Source organism: Candidatus Poriferisodalis sp. (assembly GCF_965208485.1).
Lineage (GTDB): Bacteria > Actinomycetota > Acidimicrobiia > Acidimicrobiales > Poriferisodalaceae > Poriferisodalis.
Genome location: NZ_OZ242344.1, coordinates 2,431,651 through 2,445,464, shown reverse-complemented (window position 1 = coordinate 2,445,464; position 13,814 = coordinate 2,431,651). Strand labels below are relative to the sequence as shown.

13 protein-coding genes are annotated in these 13,814 nt (G+C 67.6%); 4 read left to right on the top strand and 9 right to left on the bottom strand.

The annotated features are described in order from the left end of the window. The first annotated feature begins 25 nt into the window (after window positions 1–25). The 3 genes from ACOGXQ_RS11475 (at window position 26) to ACOGXQ_RS11465 (ending at window position 5,655) form a co-directional block, all read left to right on the top strand. Window positions 26–2,077, top strand: coding sequence for a leucine-rich repeat domain-containing protein (locus ACOGXQ_RS11475; RefSeq protein WP_419943804.1), 2,052 nt, complete (start codon window positions 26–28; stop codon window positions 2,075–2,077). A gap of 274 nt (window positions 2,078–2,351) precedes the next feature. Next, window positions 2,352–4,235, top strand: a complete 1,884-nt coding sequence (locus tag ACOGXQ_RS11470) for a hypothetical protein (protein WP_419943803.1) — start codon at window positions 2,352–2,354, stop codon at window positions 4,233–4,235. A 67-nt stretch (window positions 4,236–4,302) separates the two neighbouring features. Continuing rightward, window positions 4,303–5,655 carry a DUF3179 domain-containing protein gene (locus tag ACOGXQ_RS11465; RefSeq protein WP_419943802.1) on the top strand — a complete coding sequence of 451 codons (1,353 nt, stop codon included), beginning with the start codon at window positions 4,303–4,305 and terminating at the stop codon, window positions 5,653–5,655. 20 nt (window positions 5,656–5,675) lie between these two features. On the opposite strand, the gene bfr is transcribed toward ACOGXQ_RS11465, so the two are convergent. The 6 genes from bfr to ACOGXQ_RS11435 form a co-directional block, all read right to left on the bottom strand. Next, the gene (bfr, locus tag ACOGXQ_RS11460; RefSeq protein ID WP_419943801.1) at window positions 5,676–6,152 is read right to left on the bottom strand and encodes a bacterioferritin; all 477 of its coding nucleotides are present in this window, start codon (window positions 6,150–6,152) and stop codon (window positions 5,676–5,678) included. A 69-nt stretch (window positions 6,153–6,221) separates the two neighbouring features. After that, window positions 6,222–6,452 carry a (2Fe-2S)-binding protein gene (locus tag ACOGXQ_RS11455; protein WP_419943800.1) on the bottom strand — a complete coding sequence of 77 codons (231 nt, stop codon included), beginning with the start codon at window positions 6,450–6,452 and terminating at the stop codon, window positions 6,222–6,224. A gap of 284 nt (window positions 6,453–6,736) precedes the next feature. Then, window positions 6,737–8,062: an IS1380 family transposase gene (locus tag ACOGXQ_RS11450; protein WP_419943785.1), complete on the bottom strand. Its 1,326-nt coding sequence runs from the start codon at window positions 8,060–8,062 to the stop codon at window positions 6,737–6,739. A 213-nt stretch (window positions 8,063–8,275) separates the two neighbouring features. Continuing rightward, on the bottom strand, window positions 8,276–9,355 hold the full coding sequence (locus ACOGXQ_RS11445) for an IS630 family transposase (protein ID WP_419943799.1): 1,080 nt from the start codon (window positions 9,353–9,355) through the stop codon (window positions 8,276–8,278). Between the two features lie 255 nt (window positions 9,356–9,610). Beyond that, on the bottom strand, window positions 9,611–9,922 hold the full coding sequence (locus tag ACOGXQ_RS11440) for a transposase (RefSeq protein WP_419943798.1): 312 nt from the start codon (window positions 9,920–9,922) through the stop codon (window positions 9,611–9,613). Continuing rightward, window positions 9,922–10,545 (bottom strand): hypothetical protein, encoded by a 624-nt coding sequence (locus ACOGXQ_RS11435; protein WP_419943797.1) that lies wholly within the window; start codon window positions 10,543–10,545, stop codon window positions 9,922–9,924. Before ACOGXQ_RS11435 ends, ACOGXQ_RS11440 begins: the two co-directional genes overlap by 1 nt. 180 nt (window positions 10,546–10,725) lie before the next feature. Here ACOGXQ_RS11435 and ACOGXQ_RS11430 point away from each other — a divergent pair, with 180 nt between their 5' ends. Continuing rightward, window positions 10,726–11,319 carry an RDD family protein gene (locus ACOGXQ_RS11430; protein WP_419943796.1) on the top strand — a complete coding sequence of 198 codons (594 nt, stop codon included), beginning with the start codon at window positions 10,726–10,728 and terminating at the stop codon, window positions 11,317–11,319. Window positions 11,320–11,981: 662 nt separating this feature from the next. Here the strand turns inward: ACOGXQ_RS11430 and ACOGXQ_RS11425 are convergent. The 3 genes from ACOGXQ_RS11425 to ACOGXQ_RS11415 form a co-directional block, all read right to left on the bottom strand. Further along, window positions 11,982–12,233, bottom strand: a complete 252-nt coding sequence (locus ACOGXQ_RS11425; RefSeq protein WP_419943795.1) for a hypothetical protein — start codon at window positions 12,231–12,233, stop codon at window positions 11,982–11,984. 394 nt (window positions 12,234–12,627) lie between these two features. Beyond that, window positions 12,628–13,197: a hypothetical protein gene (locus ACOGXQ_RS11420; RefSeq protein WP_419943794.1), complete on the bottom strand. Its 570-nt coding sequence runs from the start codon at window positions 13,195–13,197 to the stop codon at window positions 12,628–12,630. Between the two features lie 143 nt (window positions 13,198–13,340). Then, window positions 13,341–13,799, bottom strand: a complete 459-nt coding sequence (locus ACOGXQ_RS11415; RefSeq protein WP_419943793.1) for a phospholipase A2 — start codon at window positions 13,797–13,799, stop codon at window positions 13,341–13,343. Window positions 13,800–13,814: the final 15 nt, after the last annotated feature.

Here is a 13,814-nt window from a genome sequence, read left to right as displayed (position 1 = left end):
TGCGCCGTCGGGTTCGTTCAGTTCGGTGTCTGCTGGGGGGTGGCATTCGTGCGGGGTGAAGACCGATGCCACGGTGGTGTGCTGGGGCGAGCGGTTCGCCGAGTTGGAGCCCGCCGCGTCTGTGGTGGTGACGCTGAGTGTCGCTGGGCGCTCGCCCGAGGTGGCGTCGGCGCTGTACGCGGTGCGGGTGCTGCGGTCTCGGCCGCTCTTCGAGAGAGCCACGATGTCGATGGGTCGTGCGGTCAGCGGATCGGGCACAGGCGCGCAGGCGAAGCGCCGTGACGATTCGGTGGGCTGCGCGTCGGCAGCGGATTGCGGCGTTCTGGCGGGAAAGGACTCCGGCGGCGCGCGCGGCGCATTCGAGGGCGCGACCGCGTCGGTGCGTGCGAGCAGCCGGTTGTCGCGGGGCGCAACCGGCGCTTCTTCTGGCGCCGTGGTGTGCACGGGCACACCGGTCCCGCCGGACCAGGCTGTAGCCGTCGCTGACGGAGTGCTGCGTGCTGCTGTCGTGCGGGTGCTGGGCGAAGCGCCCGATGCTTCGGTGACGGCGGGCGATCTGGCCGGGCTGACGTCTTTGCGGGCGCCGGCGTTGGCGGACGGGCCGCGGGTTGCGAGCCTGTCGGGGCTTGAGCACGCGTCGGGGCTGGTGTCGTTGGATCTGTCCGGTCACGACATCTCGGACATCTCGCCGTTGGGCTGTTTGGGTTCGCTGTCGGAGTTGGTGCTCGACGGCAACGCGATAGCGGATGTCTCCGCGCTGTCGGGCCTTGCGGGGTTGGAGGTGTTGGGGCTGAGCGGCAACGCGGTCGCCGATGTATCGCCGCTGGGGGGCCTGACGGGGCTGGGGGTGCTGGATTTGTCTCACAACGACATCGCCGATGTCGCCGCTTTGTCGGGGCTTGGGGGTCTGCGGCGGCTGAACGTCGGCGGCAACCGGGTCGCTGATGTCGGCGCCTTGTCGGGGCTGGCTGGTGTGGAGGCGTTGTATCTGTACGGCAACGACATCGCCGACGTTGCGCCGTTGGCGTCGCTGAGGGGCCTCGTCGAGCTGCACCTGGGCCACAACCAAATCACCGATGTGTCGCCGCTGGGGGGCCTGACCGCTTTGGAGACGCTCGGGGTGGGGGCCAACGCGATCGCGGACATCAGCAGCTTGTCGGCGCTGACCGGTTTGGAGGCGCTGTATCTGCACGGCAACGGCATCGTCGATGTCGCGGCGGCGGCGGGCCTGTCGGCGTTGGGGTCGTTGTGGCTGTCTCACAATGACATCGCCGATGTGTCGGCTGTGTCGGGTCTGAGCGGGCTGGGCTATGTCGATGTGCGCCACAACCGCATCTCTGACCCGACGCCGCTGGACGCGCTCGCTGCCACGGTGCATGCGCGTCCCCAGCAGGACGGCGTGGTCGTGTTCGCGGACGGCGTGCTCGCCGGTGTCGTGCGCGCCGCGCTGGGTCACACCGCCGCCCAGACCGTGACCGAGTCCGAGCTGGGCGGCCTGGCTCGGCTGGCTCACGTGGGCAGCGGCGCGGCGGGCCGCGTCGAGAGTCTGAGCGGCCTCGAGCACGCTGCGGCGCTGGAGGAGCTGCGGCTGCGCAACAATCGCGTGACGGACATCTCGCCGCTGGCCGGTCTGGGGTCGCTGGAGCAGCTGGATCTGCAGGGCAATGGGTTCACTGATCTGGCGCGACCGCGAAGCCTGGGCGGGCTGCGCTGGCTGAGCCTGGGCCGCAACGGCATCGCCGGCATCGACGCGCTGCCTGTGATGGCCCGCTTGGAGATGCTGTTCTTGGACTTCAACCAGATCAGCGACATCTCGCCGCTGGCGGGGTTCACGGGCTTGGAGCGGCTGGGGCTGATCGCCAACCGGATCGCCGACATCACGCCCCTCGGCGGGCTCACACGTCTTGGGCTGCTCAACATCGCCGGCAACCGGATCGCCGACATCACGCCCCTCGGCGGGCTCACCGGTCTGCGAACCCTGTACTCGGGCGGCAACCGCATCACCGGCTTCGCCCCGCTCGACGCCATCGCCGGTCTCGTCATCCACGGCCAGCACGACCAGCACCCGGCACCCTGACCTGCGGTGCGGGGACCGCGGACACGCCTGCGCCGGGTCCGCTCGCGGATGCCGGTTCAGCGCTCGGACGCCGAGGCGACTCCGGGCTCCCAGGCGCCAGCCTCACGAACACCGTCCCGCCGATTCGGCAGCGACCGAAGCCGGCGGTTCCCGAACGATGCTCCCTTGATGAGCTTGACGAGGCTGCCCGCTGTCTCGGTGAAGCCGTCGATGACGCGAGAGCGATGCCTGTTGACGTTGTCGGCACCCCGGGTGTGACAGCCTTCGCAGCGGCATGCAGCACGACACGCCACGAGTCATTGTGTGGCCCCTCGTGTGGCCCCTCATCGGGGCGGGGGCGCTCTTCGCCGTGCTCGCTCTGCACCTGAGCACAGCGACCTCCGCAGGTGGTCCGGTGGCAGTTCCTGACATCCCGGCGTACTTGGGCATCGCCCAATGGGTCGGCGGCGACGGGCTCGCAACCGAAGACATCCCGTTCCAGCCGGGATACGGGCTGCTGATAGCGCCGCTGGTAGCCGTTTCGCAGGTCCCGGAGCTTCCGACCCAGGGAGAGGCGGTGCATTACCTCGCGCTGGTCGTCAATTCGCTGTCGGCAGTCGCCGCTGTCGTGGTGGCGGGCCGGCTGGGTCTGGTGGTTTCGCAGCGCTGGAGGGTTGCCGGGGCGGCGGGACTCATCGCAGCAGTGCACCCGTCGCTGTCGAGCGCCTCGCGCATTGCCTGGCCCGAGACCCTGCTGACCTTGGCAGTGCTCGTCGTGGCGCTCAGCGTGGGCTTCGCCGTGACGGCTGCCGGCGCCGCGGCGAGCCAGCGAGCGTGGGCACGTGCCGGCCTGCTGGCGACCTTGACGGTCGCCGTGCATGCTCGCATGGCCGTGCTGGTGGTCGCTGTAGTGCTCACTGCAATGCTGTGCAGGATCGCTCGCCGTGCATGGATCGCTCTCGGCGCAGGATTGGTTGGGGGCGCGACGGCGACGGCAGCGGCGCTGACGCTCACCGGCACCTGGCCGGCGGAGCGGCTGAGCGAGGCGGCGCAGCTCGACCGCGGGCTCGAACCGATCGTAACCTTCGCGGGCCAACTGCTGGCGCTGGGCGGCGGCACCATCGGACTCGGTGTGATCGGACTGGTCGCAGGACTCGGAGTCGCATTCGAGCTCGCATTCGAGCTGTTCCGGAGGCGGTCCTTTGGCAGTGAGAATGCGCTGACTGCGCCGGACCCGCTGGCAACGACGACCGACGGGCCGCTCGGGCGACAGCCTCGCCCCGAGCCGTTGCCCGGGGGCGCTGACAGCAGACGAGCCTCCCAGCCCCAGCAGGAAGGCACCAGCAGCCCAGATGCCCTCACGGCTGCACTGGTCTGCGTTGCGATCGGGGTGCTCGGAGCGCTGCTGGCCGGCGGCTGGACGCTGACCGGCAGCGAACGCGCCGACGCTCTGCTGTACGGGCGCTATGTGGATCCGTGGGCCGTGCCGCTCGCGGTGGTGGCCCTGGCCTGGCTCGCGACCCGGCACTCCAGCCGCCGTCGCACCTCCGCGGTGCTCGGTACGAGCGCTGCCGTGGCGCTGACCGCGTGCGCGCTGGTCGTCGCTGCGTCCGACGGCTACGAGGCCATCCCGCGCCGCATCATGACCCTGTCGCTCAGCCCGGCCTGGACGTGGCTCGATGAGCGGCTCGGTGCGGTAGCAGTGGCGGCCCTCGTGTCGGCCCTGATCGGCGTGCTGCTTGCCTCGGCCACAGTGCGCAGACAAGCAGCGAGCGTCCCGCCGGTAGCGCTGGGCACGCTCGTCGGCGCCGTGCTCGCGCTGGGCCTGACGGCCACCGTGTCGAATCACCGCCACCTCGCTGATGTCGGCGAGGTCGCCCGAGGCCAAGTCGTTGCTGCAGAGGTCGTTGCCCAAGCCGTCGACGGCGACGGTCCGAGGTGCCTCGCGCACGATCGTACCTCGGTGCCCGACTATGCGCTGTGGCTGTACCGGCTGGAGCTGCCCGAGATCGCGCACGAACGGGTCGAGCTGAACGCTGGCGGCCACCCGTGCTCCGAGTTGGTCATCGCAGACGACGACCTACCGGAGCGCTGTGCCAACGCCCGCCATCTCGTCGACGAACCCGCGGCGTCCTGGGCCCTGTGGCATTTGCCCGAAGGGAGATGCATCGGCGTGTGAACAAGGCGACGCGGACTGCCGGAGGTAGCGTCGCACGATGGCTCCACGGCAACAGCATCGGTGCCCGATGAGATCGCTGCCGCTGCGGCGGATCGTCGGCAGGCTGACTGGCGTAGCGTCGGCCGCAGCCCTGTCGCTCGGCGTACTGGGATGCTCGGAAGCATCGTCTGACGGCGATCCGGCGGTCCCGGCGTCCACCACTGCCGCGGCTGCGCCGACGACCGGTCCAGCCGAGCCTGTGGCCGTGCCGGCGACGACTGAGGCGCCCTCGGGTGCCGAGCCGGCGGCGACCACGCTGCCGATCGTCCCGCTGGAGGTCACCCAGATCCCCGGCGACCCGCCCGAGATCACGGTCTCGGCCCTGCGTGAGGGCATCACGGCGTCGCAGCTGCCAGAGCCGCTGGTAGCGCCGAACGACATCCTGTCCGGCGGCCCGCCGCCCGACGGCATCCCGCCCATCGAAGCGCCGGAATTCGAGCGCGCCTCAGACGTCGAGTATGTGCAGGCCCAAGAAGCCGTCGTGACGATCACCGTGAACGGCGATGCCCGCGCGTACCCGGTGCAGGTCATGATCTGGCACGAGATCGTCAACGACACGATCGGCGGCGAACCCGTCACTGTCACGTACTGCCCGCTGTGCAACACGGCCATTGCGTATCACCGGCAGCTCGGCGATCGCATCCTCGACTTCGGCACCTCCGGCAAGCTCTATAACTCGGCGCTGGTCATGTACGACCGCCAGACCGAGAGCCTCTGGACGCACTTCACCGGCCAGGCCATCGCCGGAACCCTCACCGGCGCCCAGCTCGAACTGATCCCGATGGCCACGATCGCCTTCGAGACGTTCCAGGCCGAGCACCCCAACGGACTCGTCCTGAGCCGGCCACGCGGCTTCGGCCGGTCCTATGGCGTCAACCCCTACGTGGACTACGACCGTCCGGACGGCGACCCGTACTTCTTCGGCGACGCGCCCGACTCACAGCTGCCCCCGCAGACCCGTGTGCTGGTCATACGTCACGCCGGCGACGCCGTCGCAGTAGTGCACGAGGCGCTGGCAACCGCAGGCGTCATGAGCGTCGACATGGGCGACGCCGAGGTCGTGGCATTCCACCTGCCGGGCACTGCGACGCCGATTCAGAACTCGCAGGTGGCACTCGGCCGCGATGTGGGCGCCACCGCGGTGTACGACCCGACGGTGGACGGTCAGCGGCTCACCTTCACGCGCGTGCCGGATGCAACTAGCTCGGGGGCGCTGGGGGCATTCGTCGACGACCAGACCGGCTCGATCTGGTCGCTGCTCGGGCGAGCGCTCGAAGGATCGCTGGCCGGGGCGCAGCTGCGGCCCGTCGAGCACGTCGACACGTTCTGGTTCGCAGCAGCCGCCTTCGACCCCGGCATCGAACTTCTCGGCAGCCTGTAGCAGGCTGCTTCGGCGTCGAGCTATTCGGTGTTGCCGATTTGGGATTGCAGGTACCGCTCGACGCCGATGTCCTCGATCAGGCTCTGCTGGGTCTCGATCCAGTCGAGGTGCTCTTCCTCGCCGACCAGCAAATGTTCGAGCAGCTCTCGCGTGCCGACGTCGCCATGCTCGAGGCACAGCCGGACCCCGTCGCGGTACCGCTCGATGGCGTGCTCTTCGAGCCGGCGGTCGAGCGCGAGCTGTTCGGGCACGTTCTCACCGATCATCACTGTGCCGAGCCGCTGCATGTTGGGCAGGGCGTCCAGCATCAGGATGCGGTCGATCAGCTTCTCGGCGTCGCGCATCTCTTCGATGGACTCCTCGTGGTACTGCGACGCCAGCCGCCCGTACCCCCAGTTCTCAGCAATCTTCGAGGCAGCGAAGTACTGGTTGATGGCCGTCAACTCGGCTGTCAGTGCTTCGTTCAGGAACTCGATGACCTCTGGGGTTCCGCGCATGGCTCCACCCTACGCGCAGGCTGTGCGAATACCCGCCGCGACGGCCACCTGGTTCAGGCGCGCCTGCCGCTACGCGCTGACGGCGACCGGATCGAAGGCGATCGAGCGCGCAGAGCGGTGCGCCGGATCAAGCTCGATATCGCGGCATTGATCCAGTACGGCTCGAATCGTCATCAGACAGCTGCCGCAATCGGTGCCCGCGCCGCACGCACGCCCGATTGCGCCTACCGTGTCGGCACCCCGAGCGGCAAAATGACGGATAGTTGCCTCGTTGGTCGAGAGACACTGGCAGACGATCATTGCAACGGCTTGCTCCAGAGCCACTGGGACGCACACCAAGGAGCAGTGCACGCACCCTTGATGCCCAATGTTAGGCGACGCTAACGCACAGCGTGCAAGCGCTTAGCCCGGATTCACCGGTGGGGTTGGGTGATGTCGGGTTGGGCGGGTTGTCGGTGGGGCGGTCTGTTGGTGTGGCGGGTTCGTGGGATCGGATGCGTGGGTGGTCGGCGGCGGCTGGGGGGGGTGTTGTGTGCGGCGTCTTGGTGGGGTGGTGCGCGGCGCTGCGTGATGCTGGGGTTTGCTCAGCAGCGCTGGGGCAGGTTGCGGGTGTGTTGCAGTGCTGTGGTGAACGTGTCGGCCCGGGGCCATTGTGCGGGGAGCCGCAGGGTGGGTCGGCTGCTGCGGTTGACGAGCCGGCCGGGCACGGTGAGCAGGCGGCGTGCGGTGGTGGCTGCGACGGTGAGCTTTCGGGGGTCGTGAACTTGGCCGATGCGTGCTGTCCAGCGTGCGATGTTGTGGGCCAGAGCGGCGCAGGCGAGCCAGGCGGCGTTGGCGGTGAAGCTGGCTGAGGGGCTGTGGGCGAGGCCGCCGGCTTTGAGGTCCCCGGCGGCGAGCTCGACGCGTGCGTGGGATCGGTAGGCGGCGTCGGCGGCTTTGGTGTCGAGCGTCTCGGCGTCGGTGTCGGACGTGTGGTGGCGCCAGTGGGGGAACAGGTCGGCTTGGGGGCCGACCAGGCGGGTGCGGCGCACCACGAGCCGCGCCGTGTGGGCCGGCTTGTCTTTGGGGCGGCGCGCGCTGGTCAGCTCGGTCTCTGCGACTTGGGCCTCGCCGTCGTCGGTGTAGCCGGTCGGGGTCCAGTCCCGGTCGTCGATTGCGGCGATGACCCGGTCGATCTTGGGGTTGGAGGCGACAGCGATCAGGAACCTGGTGTCGTGTGCTTTGAGCTTGTCGATCAGGTCCCAGCTGAAGAAACCCGCATCCGCGCGCAGCGCGAGACCGGCGCCGGGAGCGAGGCGGCGCGCCCGGTTCACGGTCTCGGCGACAAAGCGGACGTGGCCCCGCTGGGAGGAGCCCCTGCGCATCCGGGCATGCACGATCTCGCCGGTGTCGTCACGGGACGCGACCAAAGGGTGACAGCCCAGCCGCCCGCTGTGCCCATACGCAGCGCCGCCCTTGGCGCCGCTGTGAACCTCAGCCATCGTGGAGCCGACGCCGACCGTGATCCGATCCGCCCCAGGCGCAGCCCCAGCTTCCCGCGCTCGGCCCAGCGCCGGTTCCCGGGCGCGGCCCAACCGGCGAACATGACCCCATGCGAAGGACCGCAAGAACGTCCCCAAAGCGGACGGCGCCGCCACCGCGAACCCAAGCACCGAACCCGTCGAAGCGGTCCGCAGCCGGTCCGCGTCCGAGATGAACGACCCGCCAACCAGCATCGAGAACACCGCCGTGAGCACCTTCGCGCCCGACCCGCGGCCCGCCTGGCGCGGGACCACCGTGTCATCGATCAAGCCCCCCAGACCCAGCCGACCCACCAAAGAACCCACCAGCAGCAGGCCCGCGTCAGCCACCAAAATGCCCTCGTCGAACACCGCCTCGATCCGGTCCAGACCCCCAGATACGCTGCTCACAGAAAGCGCCTCCCGACACGGCATCACGCCGAACAACCGTCAAAGACAAAACGCCACCTCAAGAGACCCTTCCAGCGGACGCACACCCACCCTCACACCAACCCCACCGGTGAATCTGGGCTAAGCAGGATGCTGAAATATGCAGGTTCGGCCGGGAGCGCAAGTCCCTGACCTGCTGGTTTGTGTTACGCAACCGTCCGAAAATCGACTTTTTCAGCACCCTGTTAGGGCGGTTCGGGCTCGTTTGACTTTGGCGATGATCTGGTCGGCGGTTTTGGTCCAGCGCAGCGGTTGGGGGTCGTGGTTCCAGTGGGCTGCCCAGTGGTCGATGGCGTCGGTGAGGTCGGCGACGGAGTTGAACGCTCGTGTCTTGAGTGCTTTGCGGGTCAGGATCGAGAACCAGCCTTCGACGAGGTTGGCCCAGCTCGAGCTGGTGGGGGTGAAGTGAAGGTGCCAGCGTCGCCGGCAGGGGTGGGCGAGCCATTTGCGCACGGGTTCGGACTTGTGGGCTGAGACGTTGTCCAAGATGACGTGGACGTCGAGGTGGCGCGGCGTGTGCAGGTCGGTCCATCTGAAGAACGCAAGCACGTCGTTGCCGGTGTGGCGGCGGCGGGTCTGGTGGAGCACCTCGCCGGTGGCGACGTTGAGCGCGGCGAACAGGTCAACGGTGCCGTTTCTCTTGTAGTCGTGGGTGAGGGTGCGGTTGCGGCCCGGGCGCATCGGCAGCGACGGCTGGGTGCGGTCCAGGGCCTGGATCTGGGTCTTCTCGTCGAAGCTGAACACCACAGCGCGCTCGGGCGGATCGGCATAGAGGCCGATCACGTCGATCAGCTTCGCCTCGAAATCGGGATCCTTGGAGATCTTGAACACGGCCGCCAGCCACGGCCGCAGCCCCCGCTCGCGCCACACTTGGGCCACGAAGTCCTTGCCCACCCCGTGACGGGCCGCTATCTGACGCGTCGACCAGCACACCGCTCCGTCAGGGGGCTCCACAGCCAGCGTGTCGGCCACGATCGCCTCCACCACCGCCGCGGGCACCGACGGCTTGCGGCCCCGGCCCGGCGCCACCGCGCCCAGCCCGTCCACGCCCGAGCACTCGAACTCGTCACGCCAGCGGCGCACCGTGTCCTGATGCGCGCCCATCCGCCGCGCCACCCCGCGCACCGACCCGCCGCCGGCCAGCCCCAGCAGCGCCCGCGCGGGCCGCATCCGACGCCACGGCTCACAGCCCGAACGCGCTATGCGCTCCACCACGGCACGGTCCTCATCGCACAGCACAAGAACATCAGCCATGCACCCACCGTACGCGCCCCAACCAAATCAACGACGAACCACTAGCCCTGATTATTCACGAGAATTGCTCTGATCGCTTTGTGGGTGTGGTGGGTGCCGGTTTTGGGCGGTGTGTGGTGGCGGGACCGGTGCGGGTGGGGTTGTTGGGGCGTGCTGGGGGTGCCCGGCGGGGCCGGTGTGGCTGTGGGGGCGTGTGGGGGCTGGCCCGCCGGGGCGGGAAGGCGCCGGTTCGGGGTGCGGGGGGGGGGGGTTGTGTCAGTGGGGGTGGGCGATGGCGAGCAGCGCTTTGGCGCCTGGGTGCTGTTGGGGCAGCCGCAAAAGGACGCGTCGTGCGCTGCGGCACACCGCAGCGGGCAGGTGCCAGAGTTGCCGGCGGAGCCGTTTGGGCGCTGCGCGTCGCAGCGGGCAGGTGAGGCAGGTGTTTTGGAACCAGCCCACGAGCATCGAGCTGAGGGCGCGCAGGGCGGCCCGTGTGCTGTTGGCGTGCCAGTCGGCGAAGGGCACGCGCGACATGCCGCTGTGGTTGAGGCGTGCGATGGCGTCCTCGGTGTCGGCGTGTTTGCGCATCAGGCGGCCGAGCCGGGTCGGGTGGCCGGCTTGGTCGGCGAGGAATCCCCAGCAGCGGAAGTTCTCGCTCGCGAACAGGCTGCGCTGCGCGCCGGGGTGGCGGGGCTCTCAGCGCACCACGAGCCGCGTGCGGGGCGGCCGGCCTGAGAGATCGGCGAGGTCGGCGAGGTCCGCGACCTGAGCGCGGCCGCGGCGCCGCGCCCGCCCTGTTCTCCCAGTGGACCACCCGCCAGCGTCGAGCCGACATCGACCACCAGCGCGCCGCTGCGGTCCGCGTCGGCCCACATCTGCGGGCGCACCTGCGCCGCTGCGCCCAGCCCGGTGATCACCCGCCACAGCGCCGAGTCCAACGCCACACCGCCGAACAGCTCCCGCTGCGCTCTCAGATGCTCGACATCGCTGCACGCCTCCCCGCCCGCGGCCACCGTCAACAACGCGTGCACCAGCACCGCGCCCCGATCATGAACCGGGGCGCGCTCCCCGCGTCGGGGCACCGCGGCCGACAGCGCGCCGGTCAGCCCGACACAGTCCGCGAAGCCCCCCAAAGCGAACAGCCCGGCGCCCCACACGACCCGATCCCCGCCGCCTGCCAGACACGCGTTCGCGACACTGACAGGTTTCACCTCGCAGATGCCCCCCTGAACCCGCCGATGCGTTCTTTGCAGACATGCATCATCGCAGGCCAGAGGGGTTCTTCCGCGGACCCAAACAGCCCCGAACACCACACTCGTGAATAATCAGGGTTAGGGAGCACCAGCCTGCGCAATACCGAAGGTGAATCAGCGTCGTATGCTCTGTCAGGCGTGAAGCAAACCGGTTGCCGCCTGACGCAAGTGACGTCCGGCACACTCGTGACTCTCTCTCCGCCGAGATACCGGGTCGCGGCGCGCGCGATAGATGCTGGAGTTGTGTCTGTTCTAGCCTTTCTCGTCACGTGGATGATCTGGGCTCAGCCTTCGTGGTATCTCGCGGGTAACCGCAGCAGCCTCACAGCAACATTAGTCACCTTTCAGGCGTCATGGTGCGCCATGGCGTTCCTGTATGAGTCATTGTTTCTGGTGTTATGGCGTCGCACTCCGGGAAAGTACTTACAGCGCTTAAGGATAGTCTCCGCTAGAGACGGTCAGATACTCGGCACAGCAAGAGCGATCATCCGCACGCTGGTACCCGCAGCTCTATTGGCCATATTGATCGTCTTCGTCAATGGGGAGGGAGACAGAGAAATGTTTGTGCCCCTCCAGGTTGCAGTCAACTGGCTCATCGTCGCTGCAGTGATCGGAGTGTTCACATTGGACAAGCGGCGTCAAGGACCGCATGACAAAATTGCGAGGACGTTGGTCATCATCGACCAGCGCGCCGCTCAGCCCGCCAAAAGGACGCGGCCCGACCGACATTGACAGGTCTAGTGGTATGTCGCGGTTTTCTTGCGGGCAGGTCGCGGCCCGCTGACCTGCGGAAACAGGCTTCGGCAGGCCCTGCGCAAATTGCCGACGCACCACTAGCCCTGATTGTTCGTGGGGATGGCTGGCTGTGGTTTGTTGGTTGTGTTGTTGGCGTGCGGGGCTGGGTTTGTCGGCTTGGCTGGCTGTGGTCGGGGTTGTTGGGGGTCGGTGGCGGGGTTGGGCGGTCGGGGTTTGGGTGTGGGGGCGCGACGGGCCGGCTGTCGGGTGGGTGGTGCGTTGGGGGGTCGGGGGTGTGGGGTGTTCGGTTGGGGTGCTGGGCTGTGAGCAGGGCTCGGGCGCTGGGGTGTGCGGTGGGGAGCCGCAGCTTGACGCGTCGGCCGGTCTCGCGCGCGAGCGCGGGCAGGTGCCACGGCTGTCAGCGGAGCTGTTTGGGCGCCGCTTTGGCGAGCGGCCCGGCGAGGCGCTGTGTCTGGAGCCTGTGCGCGAGCGTTGCGCTGATTGTGCGCAGTGCTGTCCATGCGCGATTGGCGTTCCAGGCTGTGAAGGGCATCCGCGCCGGCCCGGAGTCCTTGAGACGCGCGACGGCGTCCTCGACGTCGGCGTGTTTTCGCGTGAGCTTGTCGAGCTGGACCGGCGGCGGCGTCGGTGAGGAATCCTCAGCAGCGGAAGTTCTCCGACTCGAACAGGCTGCGCTGCGCGTCCGGGTGCAGCGGCTCGCGTCGGAACATCAGGATCTCGTCGAGGCCCAATGCGCTCACGCCGTCGGTGCGGCCCGGGCCGGCTCCCAGCAGCGCCCAGCCCCACCGGTGCACAGCTGCCATCACCGTGTGCCAGCCCGTGCCCAGCTCGGCCGCGATCTCCTTGATCGCCCGACCCAGGCCCGCCCACCGGGCCGCCCGGGATGCCATGCGCGCCCTGGGCAGCGCAACGGCAGGGCCCTGGTCGGCGAACGCGCGCCGCGCACGCCCCGTCGGGGCACAGCCAGCGGCGCCTGTTCCACACCAGCCGCACCAGCCGCCCGAACACCGGCAGGTCCGCCAGGCTCACCTTGCCGGCGCCGTGACGACGCACCAGTCCGCCGCAGCCCCCACAGCACGGCCGCCCGGACAGCTCGACCCCGACCACCAACGGCCCGCCGCGGCGGCCACGCACCTCGGCGACCGCCACGCCCGGACCCAAGACCGACGATCAGCAGCAACGCACGCGTAGGGTCAACAGCCACGGGGATCCTCCCGAATCGAGGCGACAAGACACCTCCGATTCTGGGGAATCTCTCCCTACGCGGCCCGCACCCTCAAACCGTCATCCCACACGCAAACGCGAAGCGCCGCCAATCTTCAGGCTAGCTGGTCGGCTTGCCGAATTGACGTTGAGCCATGTTGTCGCAAGGCCGAGATAGTACTCGTCATATACTTCGTCGAAACGATCTTCAAACCATGTCGGACCGAAGTTGTCTTCGAGTCCAGTCTCGAAAGCAGGCGGCGGGTGGCGAAGCGCCCACATCAGTGCAACCAGGTACTCCCGATTGCTAGGCTGAGCTCGGCCGATCCACTCCGTTATCCAAGCTTCGAGTTCTGTCAGCAAAGCTGCATTCTTGTCGTCCCAGCGATCCGAGTCGAAGGTGCCAGACGCTATTGTATTCGCCCTAGAAGCTCGTAGCTCCTTGGCAATCGGTTTGAACGACGCGACGAACTCGTCTACGTCAAGAACTTGGACTTTCGTGGCCGGAATGCTCATGGAAATTGAGGCATCTGTTGCGGGTTCATGAGTTGCAGCGAATCGATCCAATTGTGAGCGCACTTTTGCGGTGAAGACATTTTGGTCTTCGCTGACTTGGTCATGGCCTGAACAGGCTGCCGCAAACAGCAGCAAGAGCGCTACCAAACCAAGAAAGGAATATTGCTGCGTTCTGCTATTCGCTTTACTCCGCAAGGTTCCGCTCCAAAGTGCTGCCTACATCAGGATCCGTCAGGAGCACGCTGCAGGTAAGTAATTTCATTTGCCAGCGGGATCAATCACTCGGTTCGTTCAGGGGGTCCTATATCGGGAGACGGAATCACGTCCCAGAGATGAGTGATGTTTGAGACGACTAACTCGTAAGCTGCAGCGTCAATATAGCACGAGTTTCGAGCGGCGATCCACGCTGGTTCGGGGAAGATACTGTCACAAAGTCGACGGAAATCTTGTTCTAGCAGCGCATCCGAGTCGTCTTTCGCATCCTGATTCCATGAGTCCACGTTCGGATCGACGAAGTGCTCGATACGTGACAGATTGCGCCAGTTAAAGTCATGTCGCCAGCACGCCCTATATATCAAGACACTTCGTGCACTCGACGAAGGCCCCGGGACTGCGAATCCAGAAATAGTGTAATGAGCCTCATCGGGAGAACCCGTGCATTGGTCTGATGTCCATGTGAGGTAGGGGTAGTTGGCATGATCGTTGGCCCGGGTGTCCACGAACTGGGTGAGCGTCAACTGGTCGAGCCTTCG

Coding starts and splice junctions, on each gene's coding strand:
- ACOGXQ_RS11445 (WP_419943799.1), bottom strand. CDS start 9,355: ATGGCTGATGTTCTTGTGCTGTGCGATGAGGACCGTGCCGTGGTGGAG.
- ACOGXQ_RS11440 (WP_419943798.1), bottom strand. CDS start 9,922: ATGCGCAAACACGCCGACACCGAGGACGCCATCGCACGCCTCAACCAC.
- ACOGXQ_RS11425 (WP_419943795.1), bottom strand. CDS start 12,233: ATGGCATCCCGGGCGGCCCGGTGGGCGGGCCTGGGTCGGGCGATCAAG.
- ACOGXQ_RS11465 (WP_419943802.1), top strand. CDS start 4,303: ATGAGATCGCTGCCGCTGCGGCGGATCGTCGGCAGGCTGACTGGCGTA.
- ACOGXQ_RS11470 (WP_419943803.1), top strand. CDS start 2,352: ATGCAGCACGACACGCCACGAGTCATTGTGTGGCCCCTCGTGTGGCCC.
- ACOGXQ_RS11455 (WP_419943800.1), bottom strand. CDS start 6,452: ATGATCGTCTGCCAGTGTCTCTCGACCAACGAGGCAACTATCCGTCAT.
- bfr (WP_419943801.1), bottom strand. CDS start 6,152: ATGCGCGGAACCCCAGAGGTCATCGAGTTCCTGAACGAAGCACTGACA.